Source organism: Leucogemmata humicola, from assembly GCF_055379415.1.
Genome location: NZ_AP040875.1, coordinates 4,961,665 through 4,983,517 on the forward strand (window position 1 = coordinate 4,961,665; position 21,853 = coordinate 4,983,517).

The window sequence follows — 21,853 nt, forward strand, 5'->3', positions numbered from 1 at the left end:
GGAGAACTGGTGAGACGGAGAGCCGCATCGGCTCTCCGTTCTCGTAGCTATTGCCACGCCGTCTCCGCCCCGCGCGCCATCGACTCCATCTGGCGCTGCACCATCTCATGATAGGCGCCGCGCGCCGTCATGAGCTCGTCGTGCGTGCCGCGCTCCACGACACGGCCCTCCTCGAGTAGCAGAATCATGTCGGCACGACGGATCGTCGAAAGCCGATGCGCGATCACGAAGGTCGTGCGTCCGGCGAGCAGCGACGACATCGACGCTTGAATCAACTGCTCGCTCTCCGTGTCGAGGTTACTCGTCGCTTCGTCGAGGATGAGAATCTGAGGCGACGCGAGCACCGCACGCGCAATCGCCAGCCGCTGACACTGTCCGCCAGACAATTTCACACCGCGCTCGCCAATGAAGGTGTCGTAGCCTTCCGGCAGTTTTTCGATGAACTCGTGCGCGTTCGCGCGGCGAGCCGCGTCTTCGACTGCTTCATCAGTGGCGTCGTGACGACCGTAGGCGATGTTGTCGCGTACCGAGCCGTCGAACAGGAAAACCTCCTGCTGCACGATGGCGAGCAGGTCGCGGTACGTTCGCAGACGGAAGTCGCGAATGTCGGCGCCGTTGAGCAGAATGCGCCCCTTCGTTGGATCGTGAAAGCGGGCGACGAGATCGGTGACGGTCGTCTTCCCCGCCCCGCTGCGACCCACGAGCGCGATCACCGAGCCGCCGGGCACCGTGACGCTGAAATCGAGAACCACCGGGCGACCTTCTCGATATTCGAACTCGACGTTCTCGAATCGAAGCTCATTCAACATGCGCGGCGCTTCCTGCGCGTCGACCTTGTCCGGCTTGTCGGCGTCCATCGCCAATACTTCAAACACTCGCTCCATGGCGGCCAGCGATCGCTGCAACTCGGAAAATGAGTTGACGATGTTCCAGACAGGATTGAGCAGCAGGAAGGTGTACCACTGGAAAGCCATGATATCGCCGACCGACGCGCGTCCGGCGATGTTCAACCACCCGCCGTACCACACGATCACGACGTTCACGCCGCTGAGCAGCAGTCCCCACGACGTCCAGAGCAGCAGCTCGCGACGATGCGCGAACAACTCTTTGCGAAGCACCGTGTGCCGGCCGCCCATGTACTCCAGCAGCTCGCGCTTTTCACGACGGAACGCGCGGACAACGCGAATGCCGGAAAACGTCTCGCCCACGCGTCCGTCGATCTGCTCGGCGTCCTTTCGCACGGAGCGATAGATCGGACGCACGCGTCGCGCAACGGTGAAACTCACGACCACGACACCCGGAATGATCGCCAGGGCCGTGAGCGCGAGCCGCCAATTCATCGTCAGCAGAATGCCGACGGAAATCGCCAGTCGAATCACGGAGACCGACGGCGACACCACTGCCATCTGTAGCAACCCAGTGGTCGTATCGACGTCACCGGTGAGGCGCGACAGAATGCCGCCGGTCTTCATTTCCCAGAGACGCGGCAGCGGCAGATGTAGCAGCCGATCGAACAACGACCGACGCAGCGACAGCATCACCCGCACGTTGAGCAATCGCTGACGGTAGTCCTTGAGCACATTGGTGAGACTCGCGATCACGATCACCGCGAGAAACGTCGCGCCACCCACGTGCAGGCGACTCAGCCGCTGGGCCGTATCGAGCTTCGTGTTCAACAACACACGATCGACGATGAATCGCATGAACAGCGGCTCGACCATCTCCATACCGGCGGCGAGCAGGGCGAGCAGAAACACCGCGCCGATCGCGAAACGGTGTGGCCACAGCCAGCGAAGGTACGCGCGCAAATACTGCCGGCGCTTCGAAGGCTTCTCGTCACCGCCGATGGACGTTCCGTTCTCCAACTGTTTTGGCTTGTCGGCAGCCTCGGCAACCGCATCCAGACGCCGGTGCTTGTAGTCTTCGACGAAAGCCTGATACCGCTGACGGGACGAACGGGGTGGCCGCATCGACGCACGATGATGACGTGAGTTCTTACACGCCAGCCCTCTGGCGAAACGCGACCGTTTGCTGCCACCGGCGCGCCGATCGCTGCACCGCCGCCGAACTATCTCGGCCTTCCGCGAATTCTACCGGCGGCCTATTCTCTAGCCTGGCATCGCCGCTGAGGTCGACGCCACACTCAACGCCCTCGCTCGATTGGAGCCTTTATGTCCTTCGTTCGTAGTATTGCCACAGCCGGCATTCTCGGCGGCGCAGTCGCCGCGTGTCATCGTCAGTTGCCCATGGACGACCACACGGCCCATATGTCCATGGCGGACCGCGCAGCGCCGATGTCCGCTAGCGCCGCGTCGACGTCGCAAGGCGCCGCGAATCTTCCGCCCAGCAACAACACGGCGCCCGCTCGCCTCAAAGCGAGTCCGCGCCATTCCGAGTGGGTGAAGATCGCGTGGGAGCCGGGTTCGAAGGACTCGCTCATGGCGTTCATCGTCTACCCGACGACGTCGCGCGCAAAGACGCCGGTCGTCGTCGTCGTCCACGAAATCTTCGGACTATCCACCTGGGTGCGCGGCGTTGCCGACCAGGTTGCCGCCGAAGGATTCATCGCCATCGCGCCCGACTTGAACTCACGCGTTCGCGGCGGTCCGAGTGCCGATGAGCTTTCCGCCGACTCCGCCCGCAAGATTATCAGCGGCGTCAACGCGGCCGAGCGAAACAAGGGCGTCAGCGCAGCGGCGAACTTCGCGATGTCGCAGCCGTCAGCCGACCAGAAGTACGCCGTGATCGGCTACTGTTGGGGCGGACAGACGGTGTTCATGCACGCAATCAACGGCGGCACCAAGGGCTTTGCCGGCGGCGTGGCGTTCTACGGACTTCCGTACACGAAGCCGGGCCTCGAGGGCGCGCCCGCACTGCCGATCGCCGATTCGTTGATGAAGATCAAGACGCCGGTCGTCCTACTGAGCGGATCGAAGGACGCACGCATCGGCGCCACCATGCCTGCGCTCGACTCGATGATGAAGGCGCTCGGCAAGAACTACATGGGCAAGAACTACGAGGGCGCGGTACACGGCTTCCTGCGCGCGCAGGACGATCCGAAGGCGCCGACGCGCGATGAGGCCGAAGAACAGGCCAATCTCGCAGCGACGAAAGACGGCTGGCCAATCACCGTCGCTTTCCTCAAGAAGAATCTCGGACTGAAGTAATCTTCAGGTCCTGAGAACGAATGAGGCGGAGAGCTATTCAGCTCTCCGCCTCGTTTCGTTCTTAGCCGTACGTGGATCGATTACGGCTTCGTCACCGTCAGGCCGGTCACCGTGCCTTCGGTGTTGTGGGCGAAGCGGAAGCCGTACACGCCATCCGTCGACTTGAGCTTGCCGTCTCCAACGAGCGACGCCTTTTCGTACGTGCCGACGACCGTGCCGTTGACCGAACACGTCACCTTGTCGCCCTTCACCGACATCGCGATTTCCTGCGTCACCGGCTGATCCTTGCCCGCTGCCTTGTTGATCGCCGCGTTCGCTTCGCCACGACCATTCGGCTTGAACGATGCCGGACCAAAGCCGCGAACGATGAAGCGGCCATCGCCATAGGCTTCGCAGTACAACAGGCTCTGCTGATCGGTGCCGAGGTCGTTGCCGGCGATCACGATGCCGTACGGGTGCGGGTGATCGTTGAGCGACATGTACTTCGGCTCCGTGAACTTTGCCTTCACGGTGTAGTCGCCGCTCGCCTTGTTCGCCGGATTCCAGTACGTGACCGCCGGACCCGTGACGACGTGGAAGCCGTCGCCTTCCTTAGTGAGCTTGGCGTCTGCGACCGAGGCCGTGCCGTCGGCCTTACCTGCCCAGCCCTGAACCGTGATGCCACCGCCAGCGACTTTGCGATTCGCATCTTCCTGTGCGCGGCCAATCGCCGGCACGAGCGTGATTGCTGCGACCGCAAGCGCGGAAACGTATACGCGACGCATGATGATCCTCTCGATTGAGAAAGTGGGGTGCGCATAACTATACCTCACCGAATCGGCATCGTGCCATCGGAGAGCGACCGGAGAATGAAAGGAGTTTGCTATCTTCGGCGGCCGTCTGCCAGAGAGTCACTCCTCGCCATCCCGCCCGCCGCGTGATATCGTCTCCGATGCCTTTCGGTTCCCTGAGTTTCCCGGCACCAAATGACGGAGGTTGCGAACGGTGAGGTACGTCACAACGCTCGTCCTTTGCGCGGCCCTACCAGTCCTCGCCGCGGCGCAAACCACGCGCCAGCAGGCCACTCCCGCGACTCGCATGAACACGCTCACACCGGCGGAAAAGGCCGCGGGATGGACGCTGCTGTTCGACGGTCGCACGCTCGCCGGATGGCACGGACTCGGCTTCAAACAAACGCCGCCTGGCCTCTGGACCGTCGAAGACGGAGCGATCAAACACGCCGCGAAAGGTCAGGGCCCGCTTCAGCCAGACGGCCAGCCGCTCACCGGCATGGACCTCATTTCCGATCAGACCTATCGCGACTTCGATCTGTCGTGGGAATGGAAGATCGCCGAAGCCGGCAACAGTGGCCTCAAATACAACGTCTCCGAGGAGCTGTCGACGCAGATGTCCCCTCCCCACGCAGCCAAGGGTTGGGAATATCAAATGAACGACGACGAGAAGAACGAAGACAACAAGCTCGCCACGCATCGGTCGGGCGCGTTGTACGACATGCTCCCGCCGAACGAGAAGAAAAAGGTGAATCCCGCCGGCGAATGGAATCGCTCGCGCATCGTCTTCCGCGGCAACCATGGCGAGCACTGGCTCAACGGTCAGAAGATCGTCGAGTTCGACCTCGGCACGGCGACCTTCGATTCGGCGTTCGCCAAGAGCAAGTACGCCAAATACCCGGCGTGGTTCGCCACTCGGCGCGCTGGCGGCATCGTACTGCAGGATCACGACGACGTCGTCTGGTTCCGCGATATCAAGATTCGAGAACTCAAATAGCGGTCGCACTCCCGCACCCACTCGAGGACGTCATGAGCTCGAACGAGCACGAGATCGATCGCCGCGGCTTCGTGAAGTCGACCACCGCCACCGGACTCGGTCTGTTGGCTGGAACTGCCAGACCCGGACCGTTGTTCATCCGCAACGGATCACCGGCCGAGAAGGTGCGCGTCGCCGTGATCGGCGTGAACGGCCGCGGTATGGTGCACGCGCAAAACTTCTCGAGCATGCCCAACTCGGAAGTTGCGTACATCTGCGATGTCGACGCGAACGTCGTGTCGAACGCGAGAATGGCGGTCGTGAAATCACAACCGAGCGCGCCGGGCATCATCAGCGATTTCCGTCGTGCGCTCGACGACAAATCGGTCGACGCGATATCGGTCGCTGCGCCCGACCACTGGCACGCGCCCATGGCGTTGCTCGCGATGAAGGCCGGGAAACACGTCTATCTCGAGAAGCCGAGCGGACACAATCCGCGCGAAGATGAACTGCTCATCGCGGCGTCCGACCGCTACGACACGCGTGTGCAGCTCGGCACACAACGTCGTTCGGGTCCACGCTTCTTCGAGGCAATCGAAGCGCTCAAGGGCGGCGCGATCGGCACGCCCTACCTCGCGCACACCTGGTACGCCAACACGCGTGGCACCATCGGCAAGGGCAAGGTCGTACCCGTTCCGTCGAACCTCGATTACGATCTCTGGCAGGGACCCGCGCCGCGGACGCCCTATCGCGACAACGTGGTGCACTACAACTGGCACTGGTTCAAGCGCTGGGGCACGGGCGAGATCTGCAACAACGGCACGCATGAAATCGACGTAGCTCGCTGGCTACTTGGCGTCGACTACCCTACGACAGTTTACTCAACGGGAAAGCGACACCACTTCGCCGACGACTGGGAGTTTCCTGACGCCCAGGAAGCCGTGTTTGAATTCGAGGGCGGCAAGTCGATCGTCTGGCATGGTCAGAGTTGCAACGGATTGCAGATGCACGGGCGGTCGCGCGGCACCGCGATCCTGGGCACGGCAGGGAGCATCGTCATCGATCAGGATGGCTACGTCATCACCGATCTCAAGAACAAGCCGGTGAAGCAGTCGGTCGTCGCGCAGCAGGGCGACTCGCTGAACACCGTCGGCGACGACGCGCTCACGCGCTTGCACATGCAGAATTTCCTGGACGCCATTCGGACCGACGCGAAGCTCAACGCGCCAATCGCCGACGGAGCCAAGACCGGAATGCTCTGTCACCTCGGCACGATCGCGCACCAGACGGGCCGAAAGCTCCGGACCGATCCGAAGACTGGTCACATCCTTGGCGACGCTCCAGCCGCAGCACTCTGGTCGCGTACGTACGCCGCCAACTGGACGCCGTCTATCTAATCGCTCTCGGCTTACCGCCGCACGAGCGCGGCACTTCGCGCGCGGGCCGCATCGGCTCGCGTGCGGAAGGCGGGGTCGCCACTGGCCCACGTGTTCGCGACCAGTGTGTAGTGCGTAGACGCGCTGTCTGCTCGGCCAAGCTCGTCCCACGCCTTGGCGAGCAGCTCGTGGAGCTCCATGCGCGACACATACAGATTCGACGCTTCGATTTCTCCGCGTAGCGCCGGCTGGAGCACGTCGACAGCGTCCTTGGCGCGATGCCGGCGCAATAACGCCGACGCGAGTTCGTAGTTCGCTCGCGTGTAGCCAAGCGTGAGCGAGCGAATCGAGCTTCTGAATTCATTGATCGCGGCGTCATCCTGACCGCGCGCCGCCATCAACAGACCACGGACATAATGGTGCAATCGCTGATCACGACCGAGCGCACTCTTCGATCCGTAGGCCTGTACCGTGTCGGCAATCGCAGCGAGACGCGCCGTATCGCCCGCCGCAGCGAGCGCGCCCGCCGCATGAGCGAGCGCCCAGCTGTGAGTACGTGCGTACAACGACGCGCCAAACTGCGGCACCCGAAAGCGCGATACCGAGTCGAACAAGGTGACCGCCCGACGCGGTTGGCCTAGTTCACGAAGCAACTCTCCGTGCAGGAGTGCAGAGCCGGATGCAGCATTCGGCGAAACGTACGACTCTCGCATCGACGCCCGATACGCAACAGCTTCGGCGATCGCCGCGTTCAACCGACCCTGCTCACGCTCCGATATGGCGAGATACCAATGTCCCTCAGCCACTCCGGCCGGCGATCCCGATTCGACGAGCGAGCGCAACGCCTTGTCGGCACGCGTGTAGTCGCCAGTGCGCAACAACTGGATCGCAAGCGTTGCTGGCGCGGCCGCGGTGGCCGCCGGGTCATTCACCTGCGCGTTCCGGAGCACCGCTATGCTTTCGTCGATCCGGCCGCGTGAACTCAGGACGGTTGAGAGGCTTAGCTGCGCTGACAATGACTTCGGCTGGAGCCGAACCCAGCGACGAGCCTCGCGCTCGAGAGCATCGGTCGAATCAGCAGCCCAATACACGTATAAGAGTTCCGTGAACGAGTCACACCCCGCACACGTCACCCTCGCTGCCTGATTCCGCGTCAGTGCGATCGAGTCCATCGCGATCGCACGCTGAAGGTGCGGCACCGCGCCGAGAAATTCATCGGCGAGGGCGAGCGACACTCCACGATACACCTGCGATTTCACTTCATCAGGGTACCGCACGGCGAGCGTGTCGGCATACGCTGCCAACTCGGGCGACGATTCGCGCACCGCGACATCCGTCCGAATGATCAACCGTTCGCGATCGCTCGTGTTCGCCGACAGTCGCAATGCACGCGCAATCCGTTCTGCGGACAGCGCAGGATCAGTCGTGCACATCGACCAGTAGTAGGCAGCCATCGCGAACGACGAGTCGGCATCGAGCGCGGCGGAGAACAACCGACCCGCGCCCTCTGGATCGAATGCGTAGAAGCGTCGTGTCCCCTCGACGAACAGCCGATACGCAGCGTCGGACTTCGTCGTGACCTCGGCTACCGAATTCGCCGGACCGCGCGCACCGAACGTCGCCGCGAGTCGTGCGGTACCGCTGTCGACGAGGGCGAAGACATCCGCGCCCTCCACGCTACGCGCATCGACGATCGCCCCCGATGCCAAGTCGACGCGTCGAAGGTCGAGCCGAAGGCGACCACCGTCGCGCGCGACGAGCGTGCCTTCGATCAAGTCCGTTGCGCCGGCGAGCCGCGCAGCGGCGATTATCGCACTCGCACTGGTATCGGTCGCACCAGACGTTGGATGCGACAACTCGAGCATTCGCGCCGGACTCAAGACTCGCAGCCCCGCGACCCGCGCGAGATTCGTCGCCAGTAGATCGCCGAGTGGCGCGCCGAGCGAGGGTTTTCCAGCCTGCGTTGCGTACTCGGAGACGTGGCCAACGGCGACGATGCGCCCCTGTGCGCTCAGTGCGCTCGCGGTACTCGACCGGTTCGACCACGTGACCAGCGCGGCGCCCACCACGCCGCCGAGTGCGATGAGCGCGACGGCCGTCAGAATCCGCCGCCGCGAACGCAACGTTGGTCGAGCTGTCGCGACCTCCGCGACCCGCATGATCGGAGCGGCCACATGCGATACCGACGGTGGCTCAACGACTACGGGCGAAGGCGGCGCGGCGGCAACGATAACTGGCTCAGGATCCGGCTCGAGCGTAGCAACAGGCGCCGCGGCGCTCGGGGCGCTCGCTTCGCGCCGCAAACGCTCGGCAAGGAGCACGACTTCTCGATCCGGCGGGAGGTCGAGCTCCTGCTCGAGCAGCGCTTCATACACTCGGGCATGACGGAGCGCACCTGCCCGGTCGCCCGATGCAGCGAGCGACGACATGTAACCCATCGCGACCCGCGCGTTGAGCGGATCAAGTCCGGCAAGCTTGCCCCACCACATACTCGACGTCTGCGCGTCGCCACGAGCGCCCGTCGATCGCGCTTGCGACTCCAAGATCCGCGAATAGTCCTGTGCGACGGCACGTCGTTCGTCGTCCGCCCAGCGCGAGAACTCGGCAACACCGGGCGGATAAAAGCCGTCGAGGAAGGGGCCTTCGTACAGCGATGCCGCCCGCTCGTCGTCGCCTCGCGCGACCGCAGCGGAGAAGTCGGCAATGTCGCTCGAAACGAGACTCGGATCGAGGCGGAGTTCCTTGGTGCCGGCGATTGCATCGTCGGACCCGAGCGCCTGACGCAGAGCATAGAGAGCCTGAGCGAGCGTGCGCGGGCCACGCTCTTCATCCGCGTCGGGCCAGAGCAATGAGAGAATCTTCTCGCGCGGAATGCCGCGGTCGCCAGCGCGTGCGAGCAGCGCCAATACCGCCATCCGCCGAGGCTGCGCCGCGGATCCGCTGAGCGGTTGCCCGTCGTCCCCTCGCACGGTGAGGCCACCGAGGGTGTGGATGCGAATCACGAGTGAATGCTCTGACGCGGGCGGGGATGCACGGGCGCAAAGTATGGGGTTGCCAATCGAGCGGCAATGAACGCGGCGCCCAAACGTGCTCGTTGATACAGCTTCGATTCGGCGCACCGGTCACTTCGTGGTCACGCCTGTCCACTCGGCACCGCGCTGACCATTCAATCCGCGTCACAGCGACACGCCATCTCGTTGTCCAGCATCCACTTGCGCGTGGTGATACGCAGGTGATTTGCGCGCGACGCCGACTCGTATTCTGACCGCGCTCGCCAACACGGCGCGCCGGACGAAACGGTCCGCACGACATCGATCGCACGGAGACTCAATGCGAATTCTTCCTCTCATCCCTGTTGCCTTCGTTCTCGCCGCATGCGCGAACGATGCGCGACTCACAGGCCCGGGCGACGACCACGTCGTGCCTGGCACCCCACCAGCCGTCCTGTCCACACAGTTCGCCACCAACATGAGGAGCGCCGTAGACGACGCCCTCAGCCGGCTCGTGCCGAGCCTGGCTCCTGATGCGGCGGCGTCTGTCGGCGCTTCGCTGAGATCACTGTCAGCCAGCCTCGCTGAGCCCGCGGCGTCGGACAGCGCAGTTCGCGCCGAACTCCAGCGAACCCTCGAGGCTCTGGCGCGCCTCGCCGCCCAAAGTCGCACCGATTCCCCGACGCTCGACGCAATCAGCCTCGAACTCGACGCACTCCAGTAGTCGCCACGCACCAACTCGAAAACCCAACGCTGTTCATCTCACATCGAATCAATCCGGAGACTCATCCAATGAAGACCGCCATTCGCAACATCATCTCGTGGGGCGCCATCATCGTCTCGGCCGCCCTTACCCTACCCTCGGTGTCGTTCGCGCAGAACGCCGGCGAAGGAACGTCGCACACGACCACTGCGGCGTTACAGAACGGACAGGCAAAGACGTTCTACGCGTGCTACATCCCGATCAGCGGCGTGACGTATCGCATCAAGGAGAACGACCTCGTGCAGTCGTGCTTTCTCCCGTCGCACGTGCAGTTCTCGTGGACAGACGGCGGCGCCGGTGGCGGCGCACAGGGTCCTCAGGGCCCGGCCGGCGCACAGGGCCCGCAAGGTCCGCAGGGTCTTAAAGGAGACAAGGGCGACAAGGGTGACAAAGGCGATCGCGGCGACGCAGGCGCCCAGGGTCCGAAAGGCGATCCTGGTCTGGGCGGCGGGTTCAGCAAAGTCGTAGTTGTGCATTCCAGCCTGGTCCAGGCTCTTAGCGGCGGCGCCATTGCGGGATATGCGACGTGCCCCGCAGGCACGACCGTGATCGCTGGAGCCGCAAGCTTCGACGCTGAGGGCGCCGCCGCCGCTCATCCGTGGGTAAGCCAGTCGGAGCCGTCGGGAAATTCGTGGTTCGTTCGTGTAGTGAACAATGCCCCGGGCGCAGTCGACGCCACGTTCAAAGCTGTCGCGATCTGCGCCAGCTGATTTCTCCGGGAGCCGAGGCCCGCGACTTCCGCGGGCTTCGGTCCACCGGTGTCTTCATGGTTGCGAGAATGATGATTCAGTATCGCCGCTTACAGTGGCCGCAGGATCGAAGTCGTCTCGAAGAGATCGATCTGTCGTATTCGACGCACCGCGTCTACGCCATCGAAGCAATGACCCTCGGCTTCGCCCTCGTCGAAACCATCGCGTCACCACCGGTGACGAAACGATATCGCGTTCAGTGGGACGAACTCGCTGCGTGCACCGTTGCGATAGTTGCCGAACGCGACGAGCTGTTACTGGGCGCGATGGGCATGACATACCAGGAGTGGAATCGCCGCGCGGTGATCTCGCACCTGTACGTCGATCGCGCTGCGAGGAGTTGTGGTATCGGCACCCAATTGCTCGACGCGGCAAAGCGAGAAGCCGAGCTGCGCAAGGCACGCTGCCTCTGGGTCGAGACGCAGAATGTGAATGCCGCCGCCATCCGTTTCTATCAGCGCAACGCATTCACGTTGTGCGGACTCGATCGCACACTCTACGATCCGCGAGAGGTTCCCGACGAAACGGCGGTGTTCCTTTCATCGCCATTGATCGATCAAGACCTTTCCACCGACTGGCGTTTCACCGCACCGGAGCGCTCGTGGTAAGTAGGACCCGTCACGTTGGCGATCTCCAAACAGCTGAAACCGACAAGGCTCTGCGGGCGTAACCTCCATTGTCTCCGCTCTCGATGTGAGGCATGCTTGTTCACTTCGGAGCTCTCCACTCCATCGGAGCCTGTCCATGAACATCTCCCGCCCGCTCGTCGCCGCCGCACTGGTGGTCGCAGTCGCATCAACAGCACATGCTCAATTCTTTTCCGTCGGCCTGCGCGGTACTGGCAGCTTTCCGACGGGATCATTCTCTCAAGCGCAAACGTCAGGCAATACGGTCCTGATCGAAGGCGCGAAGAGTGGCTTCGGCTATGGACTCGACGTCGGACTCGGCGTCGGTATGTTCGGCCTCTATGCCGGTTTCGATCACATCAAGTTCGATTGCGAAACCACGACGTGTAAGGCGGACGGCAAGTACACGCTGCAGGGCGTGACCGCCGGCGTGAAGCTCGCACCGCAAACGTCGTCGCTCTTTCGACCGTTCGTGAAAGGCGGCGTGACGTTCAACGATCTACAGGGCGGCTACGGCGGCTCGTCGTCGAACGTGCTCACGACGGACAAGGCGCCGGGATATGAAGTCGGCGCTGGCCTCGACGTTTCGTTCCTCGGCATGCTGAGCATCACGCCACAGCTGCGATACGTCGGACAGAATCTCAAAACAAAGATTCCTGGTGTGAACTCGCCGAGCGCAACGGGTCAGGGCGTCAACTACTTCACGTTCGATCTCGGCCTGTCCTTCCACACGCCATTCTCCGGAATGTCCGGGCGCTGAGCAAACGTCCAACTGACAGGCATGATCGTCATTCATCGTATCAGCGTAGCGAGTGCGCTCGTCGCACTCGCTATGCATTCGGTCGCAGCCCAATCCGACTCCGCGCTTCAACGCGCACGACTTCCGCTCGACCAACTGCCGATCGTCGCCAAGATCGATCTGCCGACATCCGCTGACTGGATCACGTTCGGCTTCGGATCGGTGTGGGTCGTCAACTATCGACCGGATCGCGTGTCGCGCGTCGACGTAGAGACGAATCGCGTGGTTGCCGACATCCCGATCGGTCGCAACGGTTGCCTCGGCATCGCGTCGACAGCAGATCGCATTTGGGTGCCCACGTGCGGAGATAGCGTTATCAACGAGATCGATCCGGCGACGAATACGATCGTGCGGAAGATTCCCGTTCCGATCAAACGCGGGCGGGAAGGCGCCTTCGCAATTGCCGACGGCGATATCTGGATTCCCGACAATGTCACCGATTCCGCGTCGAGCACCGTGGTGCGAATCAATGCGCGATCGGGCCAAGTCCTTTCGCGCGTGTCCACCGGCGCGCGGTCGGATGTCATCGTTGCCGGATTCGGCAGTGTCTGGGTTGCGAGCAGCACAGAGAACGTCGTCGTGCGCATCGAACCCACAACCGGCCGCGTGCTTGCACGTATTCCCGTTGGACCATCACCCAAGTTCATGGCCGCCGGCGAAGGCGGCGTCTGGGTGCAGAATCGAACCGACGGATCCGTGTCGCACATCGATCCGGTCACGAATCGCGAAGTCGCACGCATCGTTGCGCGTGCGCCAACGCAGGCGGGCGACATCTCCGCTGGTGGAGGCGCCGTGTGGCTCAGCGTCGACGGAATGCCGGTCACGCGCATTGATCCGCGCACCAACACTGTCACGCACCAGTTCGTTGGCGGCAGTGGCGTCGACGCCGTTCGCTGGGGCGCCGGCGCCTTATGGAATGCGGATCATCGCGTTGGCCAACTCTGGCGGATCGACGCGAGCAAAATCCCGCCGCGCTAGAACACCTCCGCACTATTCGGCGCGCATGCTCTCCAGCGGGTCGACGCGAGTCGCACGTGCGGCCGGAATCAGACATGCCGCACTCACGACGACGAGTAGCCCGACAACGACCGACGCATACGTCGCCAGATCGAGCGCCGCTACGCCGAACAACAGTCCGCTGAGCAAGCGTCCCGCCGCGAGCGCGCCGAACACGCCGATCGCCAGACCAACGAGCGACCAGCCGAGTCCCTGACGCACGACAAGCAGCAAGAGATTTCGTGTCGATGCACCGAGCGCGAGTCTGACGCCGAATTCGCGCGTGCGCGTCGTGACCATGTACGCGAGCACGCCGTAAATGCCCACCGCGGCCAACAACAGCGCGACAGCAGCAAAGCACGACGCCAACGCGAGCGCAAAGCGACGCTGCGCCAGGCTCGATGCGACGATGTCGTCGAGCGTTCTGATGTCGCGCAGCGCGAGCGTTGGATCATTCGACTTGATCGCGCGGCGAAGCGCCGCTGCGGCGATCGTCGGATCTCCCGTGGTGCGCAACATGATGTTCAACGAGCGCTCCCACGTTTCCTGGCGATGATTGGCAAATAGCGTCGGCTTCGTCTCGACACCAAAGCCTTCGTCGTGGATATCGCCGACGACGCCGATGACCATCATCCCTGGGCCCTTCGGATTCGGACCAATGTGAATGCGCCGACCAACCGCATCGCCCTTCGGAAAGAAGCGGCGAGCAGTTGTCTCATTGATGATCACCGTCTTTGGACCATCGGGGAGATCCGTCGCGTCGTACAAGCGGCCGGCGACGAGCGGAATATGAAGCGCCTTGAAGTAGTCTCCGCGCACCGAGATGTAACCAATATCCGGAAGGTTGCGCTCATCGACTGGTTCGCCTTCAACGCGAAGGCCACTCGAGACACGCCCGTGCGCAGGGAGCATGTTCGATGCGCCCGCGGCGACCACGCCGGGTGTCCGCGACAGTTCGGCGATCACACCGTCATAGAAGCGGTTGATCGCGGCACTCGAATCGTACCGTTCGCCAGCGGCACGAATCTGGGCTGTGAGAATGTGGTCCGGACTGAAGCCGAGTTGCACGCGCGTCAACTCGCCGAAGCTTCTGATCAAGAGCCCTGCGCCAACGAGCAGCATCACGGCGAGTCCCACCTGCGCCACGACGAGCGTGCGACGCGTACGCTCACCGCCACGACCAGCGCTGGACCCGCGGCCGCTCTCCTTGAGAGAATCATGAAGGTTGGCGCGCGCCGCATCGAGCGCCGGTAGCACGCCGAACAGCACGCCGGTCGCGATCGATAGGGCGATACTGAACAACAGTACGCGCGCGTCGGTCGTGACCCGGAACATCTGCGGCAACGCGTCGGGATTGAGGGCGAGCAGCGTGCGCGTTGCCGTTACCGCGAGCCCGACGCCGAGCAGTCCGCCCACGGTCGACAGGAGGACAGACTCCGTGAGCAGCTGACGCACCAACCGCGCGCGCCCAGCACCGAGTGCGGCTCGAAGCGCCATCTCGCGACGACGCCCGATCGTGCGCGACAGCGTGAGATTCGCGAGGTTCGCGCAGGCAATGAGCAGTACGAGGAGCGCGGCACCCTGTAGCAGAAGCAACGGCTTGCGCAGATTGCCGACCATCGCATCGTGCAGTGGAATCAGCACAGCAATGCGATTCGTGTTCGCGTCGGGATACAGTGCTTCGAGCCGGTGCGAGATCGTGAGCATGTCGGCACTCGCACGTTCGATCGATACGCCGGGCTTGAGACGACCGATACCACGCACCCAGTGCTGCTTTCGCGTGCGAGCCGCGTCCGCCATTTCCTCGTGGAATTCGAGCGGCAGCCACGCGTCTTCCTGGAGGCCGAGCGAGAAGCCGCGAGGCATGACACCGATCAGTTCATATCGTCGGCCGTTCAGTATGATCGGTTTCCCGATCACCGACGAATTCGCACCGAGGGAGCGTTGCCAGAATTCGTATGACACGATGACCTTCAATTCATTGCCGGGAGTCTCGTCGCTCGCTACGAACGGTCGCCCGAACACCGGCGCGACGCGCAATATGCTGAAGAGATTCGACGTCACCGCGGCGGCCGAAAGCATTTCAGCATCGGAGCCTTCGAGGTGCCATGGCAACGAACCCTGCCCTGCGAATGCGCCGGCGTCGGTGAAGGATTGCTGCTGCGCCTTGTAGTCGACGAAATTCGGCGGTGACATTTGCACGGGATCGCCGGGCCTCTCCGGCCAACTCTCGTATATGCCTACGAGGGCGCCGGGCTCGCCGTACGGGAGCGGCTTGAGCAGCACGGCACGCGCGACGCTGAAGATTGCACTGTTCGCACCGATGGCCAGCGCGAGCGTCACCAGCGTGACGGCGGCAAAGCCGGGACTCCGCCGCAGCGTACGCAGGGCGTACCGCACATCCTGACGCCACTCCGCCAGTGAATCCACAGCACGCGTCGTCCGCTCGGCACGTTCGTCCTCGCGCCGACAGTAGGCGCGCGTGAACTCGATGTCGCCGAATTCCTCGCGAGCGCGGTTGCGTGCATCGTCGAGACTGAGCCCGTGGCGTTGCAGCTCGGCGATGCGCATTTCGAGGTGAAAGCTCAGCTCGGCATCGACGTCGCGTGCGATGGCGGAACGACTGCGCCATGGCAGCTGTAGAAAACGGGAGTATTTCGACGGCATCGTCGGGACCTCAGTTCGGGCTCAGGACTTTGAACACTGCTTCCGCATAATCCTTCCACACCGCCAACTCGGCGCGCAGCTGCGTGCGCCCAGTGCTGGTGAGCGCATAGAACTTTGCTTTGCGGTTGTTTTCCGATACGCCCCACGACGGCGCGACCAGCTTTTTGCGCTCGAGTCGGTGGAGTGCCTGATAGAGCGCCGCTCCGTCGACGGTCAGCACGCCGTCGGTCCGCGTGTTGATCCACCGCGAGATCGCGTAGCCGTGCATCGGCTCCCAGGCGAGCGTGCGAAGGATCAGGATGTCGACGGTTCCCTGGAGCAGTTCGGACGGCGTACGCGGCATTCTTGGCTTCCAGTCATCAGGTGAGTGGAAGGATAGTGCGACGCGCACGGAACGGTCAAGAGCGCTCACGCAGCTTGCCGGAACGCCAGAGCGCTGCAATACTGGCGCATCATGGAAAATCACGTCGAAGTTCGCCAAGCGGCGCCGCGATCACTCGCTGCCGTCCGCGAGCGAATGGCGCCTTCCGAGATTCCTCGTCGTGTTCTTCCCCTGCTCAGCCGCGCGTATGCGGCGATGGCCGAGGCGGGGATGGAGAACGATGGACAAAACGTGTTCGTCTATCGGTCGGCGGGCGACGGCCTCGTAGACGTTGAAGCCGGCGTTGGAGTGTCCGGACCGTTCGCGCCACTCGGTGAGCTTTCACATGTTCTCACGCCCAGCGGCCCAGCCGCGGCAGCAACGCACTGGGGCGACTACAAACGCCTCTTCACCGCGCACAACGCGATTCACGAATGGTGCGCCGCAAACTCGCGAAAAACGACCGGCGTGAGTTGGGAGGTCTACGGTCATTGGACTGACGATCCGAGCGCGCTTCGCACCGACGTGTTCTATCAACTCGCCGCTGACGCGTGAACCACGTCGAGCGAGCTGAGGATCGAACGCACCGTTTATACGATCGCTCGCAATCGACGCGCGATCGCGCCAGTCTCGCCGTGTGGAGCATCAGCGCCTTTGCCGTGGGCTCGAGCACCACGGCCGCGCTACATCAATGGACATCCATCGGCGCCGGTCAGGTGCGAGCGCTCGGAATCGTCGCAGGCGTGGCGGGCGGACTGGTGGTTCTCAAAATCGTGGGACGACTTTTGCCCTGGATCTTCCGCGCAACCCGCTGGGAGCGCCGATGATTCGTAAGCTGAAGGACGGGCAGTATCGCCTCTACTCTCGCAAGAAGAATCCAAAGACCGGCAAGCGCCGCAACCTCGGCACCTTCAAGTCACGCGCAGCCGCCGAAAAGCACGAGCGGGCCGTGCAATTCTTCAAGCGAGCGTGAAGTCGAGTGGCGCGTGGCGGCTCGTCGCGCGTAAGCGGCTTGTGCAGGACGATTGAACCGGGTTACGTCCACCGATGGATCGCGCCACCGTTCGATCGCTCATCCTCGCACTCGGCATCGTCCTCGGCGGACTGCTCGTCGGCAATGGGTTTGCCCGCGGCCGCTCGTCTGACCGGTTCGTCACGGTCAAGGGCGTCACCGAACGCGAAGTGCGCGCCGATCTCGCCATCTGGCCGCTGCACCTCGTTGGTACAGACAACGATCTCGCCACCGCGCAGGCAAAGCTGGGCAAGAGCGTTGCCGGTGTGCGTCAGTTTCTTGCGCGGCACGGCATCGACACCACTCAGGCGCAACTCACGGGCTTCTCCGTCGCGGACGCGGCGACGAATCAATTCGCCGGTGAACGACAGGGTACGCGCTTCGTCATTCGCGAAACGATGATCATTCGCTCGTCGCATCCGGACGAAGTGCTCGCGGCCAGCCAGCAGATTGGTGAGCTCGCGGCAATCGGCGTGGTCATCTCGTCGGGCAACGGCGGCGAGTACGGCGGTGGCGGCGGCGGACCGACGTTCGTGTTCTCGGGGTTGAACGCGCTCAAGCCGGCAATGATCGCCGAGGCAACCGCCCGCGCGCGCGAAGCGGCCGAGCAATTTGCGCGCGACTCGCGGAGTCCGCTCGCCGGAATCCGTCAGGCGAGCCAGGGAATCTTTGAGATCCTTCCGCGCGATCAGGCGCCCGGAATCACCGAAGAAAGTCAGATCACGAAGATCGTGCGCGTCGTGTCGACCGTTGAGTATTTCCTAAAGAACTAAAAGCCGACCATGCTCTACATGATCATCGAACGCTTTCGCGACGGCGATCCTGTACCCGTGTACACACGCTTTCGTGAGCAGGGACGGCTCGCGCCCGACGGACTCCAGTATGTCACGAGTTGGGTCACGACCGATCGCACGACGTGCTACCAGGTGATGGAGTGCAACAACGAATCGCTGCTCACCGAGTGGATGTCGCACTGGATTGACCTCGTGGACTTCGAAGTTCATCCCGTGACGACCTCGGCCGAGGCGGCCGCGAGCATCCCGACGCGTCCGTCGTAGTCGACCGTACCGAACGCAGGCAGTCGAGTTCGTCGAGGTTGTGGCGTGACGTTCGCGTCGCTGTGACATTGCGCCCATAATTCGAGTCGCACGATTTCGCTCGGACCACCTCACGACGATCGAGAACCATGGCTACCACTGGCGATTGGCGGAGCATCGTTGCTTCTGCGCTCGATTGGGAGCAGGCGCACGCAAAGCTCGATTCAGCGGTCGGGGATCTGCCCAAGGAGTTGCGCGGGACGCGCCCGAATGGATTGCCGCATTCCGTATGGGAGCTCCTCGATCACATTCGGCGCGTGCAGCACGATCTTCTCGAGTTCTGCACGAACGCAGACTACGAAGAGCCAAAGTTTCCCGACGACTATTGGCCGCAGTCACCTGCCCCAGCAAATGACGCCGAGTGGGATGAGTGCATCGCGGCCATTCATGCCGACGCGCGCGCGCTCGCTGCGTTCACGACCGATTCGACCGGCGACCTGACGGCAAAGATTCCACACGGTACGGGACAGACGTATTTGCGAACCGTCCTCGTGGCCGTCGATCACGCATCGTATCACGTGGGACAAATTCTCATCACGCGACGACTGCTCGGCGCGTGGCAGGCTAGCTGATCACACAGTTGCCGCTGTTGCTCGTTCACCCTTCACCCGAGAGCCATCATGACACAGACCTCCGGCGCATCGACCTCGACGAGCTACTCGAGCTCGACGACGGCAAAACAGCGATTTCTGCGGGCGTACGAGCGCGATCACGCCACGACGCTGAAGGTGCTGAGGGCGTTCCCGGTGGATAAATCCGAGTTTCGTCCGCACGAGCGCTCGAACACCGCACTCCATCTCGGCTGGACGTTCGTGATCGAAGAGCAGCTCATGCTCAAGGCGCTTCGTGGCGAACGCATTCTCGGCAGCGGTTTCCCCGCGGCGCCGGATTCGTGGGGCGCGGTGCTCGATGCGTTCAACAAAGGCTACGACGACGTCATCGCCGAGTTGCGCGATCCGAAGAATCAGGAGCTCGACGGGACGGCTGATTTCTTCGTCGCACCAAAGCAGACCGCGGATATTCCGCTGCCGGAATTCCTCGACTTCATGTTGCATGACCAGATTCACCACCGCGGCCAGCTATCGGTGTACGTGCGGATGGCCGGTGGTAAAGTGCCATCGATCTATGGTCCGTCGGGTGACGAGCCGTGGCACTAAGCAATTGATCGAGCGTTCACGGAAGGGGGCAGTTCGCTAAGTGAAGCGGCGCCCCCTGTCCTTCGCTCGTGAAGGCAAGTCGTCCGGCGTTGTCCACCCACGTGATGCCCTCGCCCTGGGCTTCGTTGAGGGGAACGATGTTGCAGACGCGCGGTGGAAGCTGATGATCGACGCGTCCGGTCACAGGATTCGTCGCGAAGATGTACGTCTGCGCATAGGTGCGCACAGCGAGGTGACGGCCATCGGGCGACAGGGCCGCGTCAGTGACGGCGCGAAGCGGCGCTGAGCCAGGAACGATCGGAAGGCTGTCGATCAACTGGGCAGTGACGCGCTTGCGCGACGCCCATGCGCTTTCGGGAAGCACGAACACGAGCGCCGGACGCAACAGCGCCGCTTGATCGACCAACGGACGTTTCGTGATCAGCAGAATGTCGCCGTTCTGCGCCACGTACATCGCCTCGACGTCGTGCGGCCCATCAGAATACTCATATCGCAGCGACTCTGCAGTCAGCGTATCTCGGCCGCCAGTGGCGTCAGGCTCTCGCACGCGGTAGATGACCCGCGACCGGTGAGAGGCGTTGTTGTCGCCCGTATCGCCGATGTACAAGCAATCCACGCTCGCCCGGTCGACGCACGCCCCGATCGCCGCAGATTCCCAGTCGACGTTCGTCGCGTTCACCACGCGCCAGACGCCGCGGTCCGCACCAGTAGTGTCGATGGCGAACAGCAGGGGCTGATTTCCTGAGTCGTTCAACGAGAAGAGCACGCCAGGCTGGCGTCGGCTCATCGTCGCCGCCGAATTCTCGATCAAATCCCGAGAGCCACGCAGCCGGACCGTCGAGATATCGCGTGCCGGCGTGCCCATCGAGTCCGTGGCGATGTACGTCGCCGACTGCGAGCGGTGTCGCTCGACGGCGAACCGTTCGCAGCCGGCGGCGGCCAGCAGGCCGATTCCCAGCAGGGCGCAGCGCAGAGCGTCGTTTGGTAGATTCTTCATTATGCCGAAATCACCGCTCCGGTCCAGGAATCTGCTCGCCGCCGTGTGGCTATGCGCCACGCCAGCGGTGATCGTTGCGCAGTCTACTCCGTCGCTCACCGCTGTCGAACGAGCCATCGGCGGAGCGGTCGACACTCACAATGCCGAAGCGCTGGCGTTGCTCGAGCGTATCGTCAACATCAATAGCGGGACGATGAATTTTGCCGGGGTGCGCCAGGTCGGCGACGCGCTCCGGTCCGAGTTCGACGCGCTCGGCTTCACGACACGTTGGGTCGACGGCGCGTCATTCAAGCGCGCCGGCCACCTGATTGCCGAGCATCCAGGTCCCGGACCCAAGATACTGCTCATCGGGCACCTCGATACGGTGTTCGAGCCCAGCAGCCCCTTCCAGCGGTTCGAGCGGCTGGACGACTCCACGGCCAAGGGCCCTGGCATCATCGACATGAAAGGCGGCGACGTCATTCTGCTTTTCGCGCTCAAAGCGCTGAAGGACAACGGGCTGCTCGACCAGATGAACGTGACGGTGGTGTTTCACGGCGACGAAGAGGAATCGGGCACGCCGCTCAGCGTCGCGCGTGCAGCGCTCATTGCCGCAGCGAGTGGTGCGCGCATCGCGTTGGGCTTCGAGGATGGTCCTGGCGACCCGAAGGTGGCCGTGATCTCGCGCCGCAGCGCGGGCTCGTGGAATCTCAAGACCACCGGCCTGCCGGCACATTCATCACAGATCTTTAAACCGGAAGTCGGCGCGGGCGCCGTATACGAAGCGTCGCGCATCCTCTCTGAGTTCTACGCCAAGCTGTCCAACGAACCGTACCTGACGTTCAACCCCGGACTGGCGATTGGCGGAACGCTGGTGAAGTCCGACACGACCGGCACCGAGGGATCGGGCTCCGGCAAACGGAATGTCGTGGCCGAGCGTATGGAGGTGTTTGGCGATCTCCGAACGCTGTCGCCAGAACAGCACGCGCGGGCAAAGAAGGCGATGCAGGCGATTGTCGCTCGACACCTGCCCAAGACGACGGCCGAGATCACCTTCGACGACGGCTACCCGCCAATGGCTCCGACCGCGGGCAACCGCCGCCTGCTCGCGATGTACGACAAGGCGAGTCGGGACCTCGGCATGGGTCCGGTGGTGGCCGTCGACCCGTCGCGCGCTGGAGCGGCCGACGTGTCGTTCGTGGCCGGAATCGTTCCCATGATCATCGACGGAATTGGCCTGTCCGGCCACGACGACCACACGGAAAAGGAGACTGCGGACCTTCGCATGCTCCCGGGCCAAACGAAACGCGCGGCGCTGCTGATGTACCGCTTCAGCCAGCCGGCAGGGCGTCCGCAGCCCTGAAAGACCCG

General features: G+C 63.2%; 22 protein-coding genes. 16 read left to right on the forward strand and 6 right to left on the reverse strand.

The annotated features are described in order from the left end of the window. Positions 1-47 precede the first annotated feature (47 nt). Positions 48-1,970 (reverse strand): ABC transporter ATP-binding protein, encoded by a 1,923-nt coding sequence (locus AC6H4Z_RS21300; RefSeq protein WP_497543981.1) that lies wholly within the window; start codon positions 1,968-1,970, stop codon positions 48-50. Positions 1,971-2,171: 201 nt separating this feature from the next. On the opposite strand from AC6H4Z_RS21300, the gene AC6H4Z_RS21305 reads away from it, so the two are divergent. Further along, the gene (locus AC6H4Z_RS21305; protein ID WP_497543982.1) at positions 2,172-3,167 is read left to right on the forward strand and encodes a dienelactone hydrolase family protein; all 996 of its coding nucleotides are present in this window, start codon (positions 2,172-2,174) and stop codon (positions 3,165-3,167) included. 80 nt (positions 3,168-3,247) lie between these two features. Here AC6H4Z_RS21305 and AC6H4Z_RS21310 read toward each other — a convergent pair whose 3' ends face one another. After that, positions 3,248-3,931: a hypothetical protein gene (locus AC6H4Z_RS21310; protein ID WP_497543983.1), complete on the reverse strand. Its 684-nt coding sequence runs from the start codon at positions 3,929-3,931 to the stop codon at positions 3,248-3,250. 313 nt (positions 3,932-4,244) lie between these two features. Between AC6H4Z_RS21310 and AC6H4Z_RS21315 the strand changes: the two genes are divergently transcribed. After that, positions 4,245-4,934, forward strand: coding sequence for a 3-keto-disaccharide hydrolase (locus tag AC6H4Z_RS21315; RefSeq protein WP_497543984.1), 690 nt, complete (start codon positions 4,245-4,247; stop codon positions 4,932-4,934). 32 nt (positions 4,935-4,966) lie between these two features. After that, positions 4,967-6,310, forward strand: a complete 1,344-nt coding sequence (locus tag AC6H4Z_RS21320; RefSeq protein ID WP_497543985.1) for a Gfo/Idh/MocA family protein — start codon at positions 4,967-4,969, stop codon at positions 6,308-6,310. Between the two features lie 11 nt (positions 6,311-6,321). Here AC6H4Z_RS21320 and AC6H4Z_RS21325 read toward each other — a convergent pair whose 3' ends face one another. Next, positions 6,322-9,291: an AfsR/SARP family transcriptional regulator gene (locus AC6H4Z_RS21325; RefSeq protein ID WP_497543986.1), complete on the reverse strand. Its 2,970-nt coding sequence runs from the start codon at positions 9,289-9,291 to the stop codon at positions 6,322-6,324. A gap of 328 nt (positions 9,292-9,619) precedes the next feature. Here AC6H4Z_RS21325 and AC6H4Z_RS21330 point away from each other — a divergent pair, with 328 nt between their 5' ends. The 5 genes from AC6H4Z_RS21330 to AC6H4Z_RS21350 all read left to right on the forward strand — a co-directional run bounded on the left by AC6H4Z_RS21330 (position 9,620) and on the right by AC6H4Z_RS21350 (position 13,194). Then, the gene (locus AC6H4Z_RS21330) at positions 9,620-10,003 is read left to right on the forward strand and encodes a hypothetical protein (protein ID WP_497543987.1); all 384 of its coding nucleotides are present in this window, start codon (positions 9,620-9,622) and stop codon (positions 10,001-10,003) included. 68 nt (positions 10,004-10,071) lie between these two features. Next, positions 10,072-10,752: a hypothetical protein gene (locus AC6H4Z_RS21335; RefSeq protein WP_497543988.1), complete on the forward strand. Its 681-nt coding sequence runs from the start codon at positions 10,072-10,074 to the stop codon at positions 10,750-10,752. Between the two features lie 71 nt (positions 10,753-10,823). Then, the gene (locus tag AC6H4Z_RS21340) at positions 10,824-11,399 is read left to right on the forward strand and encodes a GNAT family N-acetyltransferase (protein WP_497543989.1); all 576 of its coding nucleotides are present in this window, start codon (positions 10,824-10,826) and stop codon (positions 11,397-11,399) included. A gap of 136 nt (positions 11,400-11,535) precedes the next feature. Next, positions 11,536-12,177, forward strand: coding sequence for an outer membrane beta-barrel protein (locus AC6H4Z_RS21345; RefSeq protein ID WP_497543990.1), 642 nt, complete (start codon positions 11,536-11,538; stop codon positions 12,175-12,177). Positions 12,178-12,198: 21 nt separating this feature from the next. Then, on the forward strand, positions 12,199-13,194 hold the full coding sequence (locus AC6H4Z_RS21350; RefSeq protein WP_497543991.1) for a Vgb family protein: 996 nt from the start codon (positions 12,199-12,201) through the stop codon (positions 13,192-13,194). Positions 13,195-13,206: 12 nt separating this feature from the next. On the opposite strand, the gene AC6H4Z_RS21355 is transcribed toward AC6H4Z_RS21350, so the two are convergent. Both AC6H4Z_RS21355 and AC6H4Z_RS21360 read right to left on the reverse strand, forming a co-directional pair. Continuing rightward, positions 13,207-15,879, reverse strand: a complete 2,673-nt coding sequence (locus tag AC6H4Z_RS21355; protein ID WP_497543992.1) for an ABC transporter permease — start codon at positions 15,877-15,879, stop codon at positions 13,207-13,209. 10 nt (positions 15,880-15,889) lie between these two features. Then, entirely contained in the window at positions 15,890-16,222 is a 333-nt protein-coding gene (locus tag AC6H4Z_RS21360; RefSeq protein ID WP_497543993.1) for a PadR family transcriptional regulator, read from the reverse strand. Between the two features lie 111 nt (positions 16,223-16,333). Here AC6H4Z_RS21360 and AC6H4Z_RS21365 point away from each other — a divergent pair, with 111 nt between their 5' ends. From AC6H4Z_RS21365 to AC6H4Z_RS21395, 7 genes are all read left to right on the forward strand, one after another. Beyond that, positions 16,334-16,795, forward strand: coding sequence for a GyrI-like domain-containing protein (locus AC6H4Z_RS21365; protein WP_497543994.1), 462 nt, complete (start codon positions 16,334-16,336; stop codon positions 16,793-16,795). Beyond that, positions 16,792-17,067: a hypothetical protein gene (locus AC6H4Z_RS21370; RefSeq protein ID WP_497543995.1), complete on the forward strand. Its 276-nt coding sequence runs from the start codon at positions 16,792-16,794 to the stop codon at positions 17,065-17,067. Before AC6H4Z_RS21365 ends, AC6H4Z_RS21370 begins: the two co-directional genes overlap by 4 nt. Next, complete coding sequence (locus AC6H4Z_RS21375) at positions 17,064-17,213, forward strand: hypothetical protein (protein ID WP_497543996.1); 150 nt, start codon at positions 17,064-17,066, stop codon at positions 17,211-17,213. Before AC6H4Z_RS21370 ends, AC6H4Z_RS21375 begins: the two co-directional genes overlap by 4 nt. Positions 17,214-17,287: 74 nt before the next feature. Then, the gene (locus AC6H4Z_RS21380) at positions 17,288-18,025 is read left to right on the forward strand and encodes an SIMPL domain-containing protein (protein WP_497543997.1); all 738 of its coding nucleotides are present in this window, start codon (positions 17,288-17,290) and stop codon (positions 18,023-18,025) included. 9 nt (positions 18,026-18,034) lie between these two features. Next, positions 18,035-18,310, forward strand: coding sequence for a DUF3303 domain-containing protein (locus AC6H4Z_RS21385; RefSeq protein WP_497543998.1), 276 nt, complete (start codon positions 18,035-18,037; stop codon positions 18,308-18,310). Between the two features lie 128 nt (positions 18,311-18,438). Beyond that, complete coding sequence (locus AC6H4Z_RS21390; protein WP_497543999.1) at positions 18,439-18,921, forward strand: DinB family protein; 483 nt, start codon at positions 18,439-18,441, stop codon at positions 18,919-18,921. 48 nt (positions 18,922-18,969) lie between these two features. Then, positions 18,970-19,506, forward strand: coding sequence for a DinB family protein (locus AC6H4Z_RS21395; RefSeq protein ID WP_497544000.1), 537 nt, complete (start codon positions 18,970-18,972; stop codon positions 19,504-19,506). 16 nt (positions 19,507-19,522) lie between these two features. On the opposite strand, the gene AC6H4Z_RS21400 is transcribed toward AC6H4Z_RS21395, so the two are convergent. Next, on the reverse strand, positions 19,523-20,503 hold the full coding sequence (locus AC6H4Z_RS21400; protein WP_497544001.1) for a hypothetical protein: 981 nt from the start codon (positions 20,501-20,503) through the stop codon (positions 19,523-19,525). Position 20,504: 1 nt separating this feature from the next. On the opposite strand from AC6H4Z_RS21400, the gene AC6H4Z_RS21405 reads away from it, so the two are divergent. After that, on the forward strand, positions 20,505-21,845 hold the full coding sequence (locus AC6H4Z_RS21405) for a M20/M25/M40 family metallo-hydrolase (protein ID WP_497544002.1): 1,341 nt from the start codon (positions 20,505-20,507) through the stop codon (positions 21,843-21,845). The last annotated feature ends 8 nt before the right edge of the window (positions 21,846-21,853 follow it).

What these genes read in the sequence shown, in the direction of transcription:
- AC6H4Z_RS21300 (WP_497543981.1), bottom strand. Translation starts at nt 1,970, where the DNA reads ATGCGGCCACCCCGTTCGTCCCGTCAGCGGTATCAGGCTTTCGTCGAA.
- AC6H4Z_RS21305 (WP_497543982.1), top strand. Translation starts at nt 2,172, where the DNA reads ATGTCCTTCGTTCGTAGTATTGCCACAGCCGGCATTCTCGGCGGCGCA.
- AC6H4Z_RS21310 (WP_497543983.1), bottom strand. Translation starts at nt 3,931, where the DNA reads ATGCGTCGCGTATACGTTTCCGCGCTTGCGGTCGCAGCAATCACGCTC.
- AC6H4Z_RS21315 (WP_497543984.1), top strand. Translation starts at nt 4,245, where the DNA reads ATGAACACGCTCACACCGGCGGAAAAGGCCGCGGGATGGACGCTGCTG.
- AC6H4Z_RS21320 (WP_497543985.1), top strand. Translation starts at nt 4,967, where the DNA reads ATGAGCTCGAACGAGCACGAGATCGATCGCCGCGGCTTCGTGAAGTCG.
- AC6H4Z_RS21330 (WP_497543987.1), top strand. Translation starts at nt 9,620, where the DNA reads ATGCGAATTCTTCCTCTCATCCCTGTTGCCTTCGTTCTCGCCGCATGC.
- AC6H4Z_RS21335 (WP_497543988.1), top strand. Translation starts at nt 10,072, where the DNA reads ATGAAGACCGCCATTCGCAACATCATCTCGTGGGGCGCCATCATCGTC.
- AC6H4Z_RS21340 (WP_497543989.1), top strand. Translation starts at nt 10,824, where the DNA reads ATGATTCAGTATCGCCGCTTACAGTGGCCGCAGGATCGAAGTCGTCTC.
- AC6H4Z_RS21345 (WP_497543990.1), top strand. Translation starts at nt 11,536, where the DNA reads ATGAACATCTCCCGCCCGCTCGTCGCCGCCGCACTGGTGGTCGCAGTC.
- AC6H4Z_RS21350 (WP_497543991.1), top strand. Translation starts at nt 12,199, where the DNA reads ATGATCGTCATTCATCGTATCAGCGTAGCGAGTGCGCTCGTCGCACTC.
- AC6H4Z_RS21355 (WP_497543992.1), bottom strand. Translation starts at nt 15,879, where the DNA reads ATGCCGTCGAAATACTCCCGTTTTCTACAGCTGCCATGGCGCAGTCGT.
- AC6H4Z_RS21360 (WP_497543993.1), bottom strand. Translation starts at nt 16,222, where the DNA reads ATGCCGCGTACGCCGTCCGAACTGCTCCAGGGAACCGTCGACATCCTG.
- AC6H4Z_RS21365 (WP_497543994.1), top strand. Translation starts at nt 16,334, where the DNA reads ATGGAAAATCACGTCGAAGTTCGCCAAGCGGCGCCGCGATCACTCGCT.
- AC6H4Z_RS21375 (WP_497543996.1), top strand. Translation starts at nt 17,064, where the DNA reads ATGATTCGTAAGCTGAAGGACGGGCAGTATCGCCTCTACTCTCGCAAG.
- AC6H4Z_RS21380 (WP_497543997.1), top strand. Translation starts at nt 17,288, where the DNA reads ATGGATCGCGCCACCGTTCGATCGCTCATCCTCGCACTCGGCATCGTC.
- AC6H4Z_RS21385 (WP_497543998.1), top strand. Translation starts at nt 18,035, where the DNA reads ATGCTCTACATGATCATCGAACGCTTTCGCGACGGCGATCCTGTACCC.
- AC6H4Z_RS21390 (WP_497543999.1), top strand. Translation starts at nt 18,439, where the DNA reads ATGGCTACCACTGGCGATTGGCGGAGCATCGTTGCTTCTGCGCTCGAT.
- AC6H4Z_RS21395 (WP_497544000.1), top strand. Translation starts at nt 18,970, where the DNA reads ATGACACAGACCTCCGGCGCATCGACCTCGACGAGCTACTCGAGCTCG.
- AC6H4Z_RS21400 (WP_497544001.1), bottom strand. Translation starts at nt 20,503, where the DNA reads ATGAAGAATCTACCAAACGACGCTCTGCGCTGCGCCCTGCTGGGAATC.
- AC6H4Z_RS21405 (WP_497544002.1), top strand. Translation starts at nt 20,505, where the DNA reads ATGCCGAAATCACCGCTCCGGTCCAGGAATCTGCTCGCCGCCGTGTGG.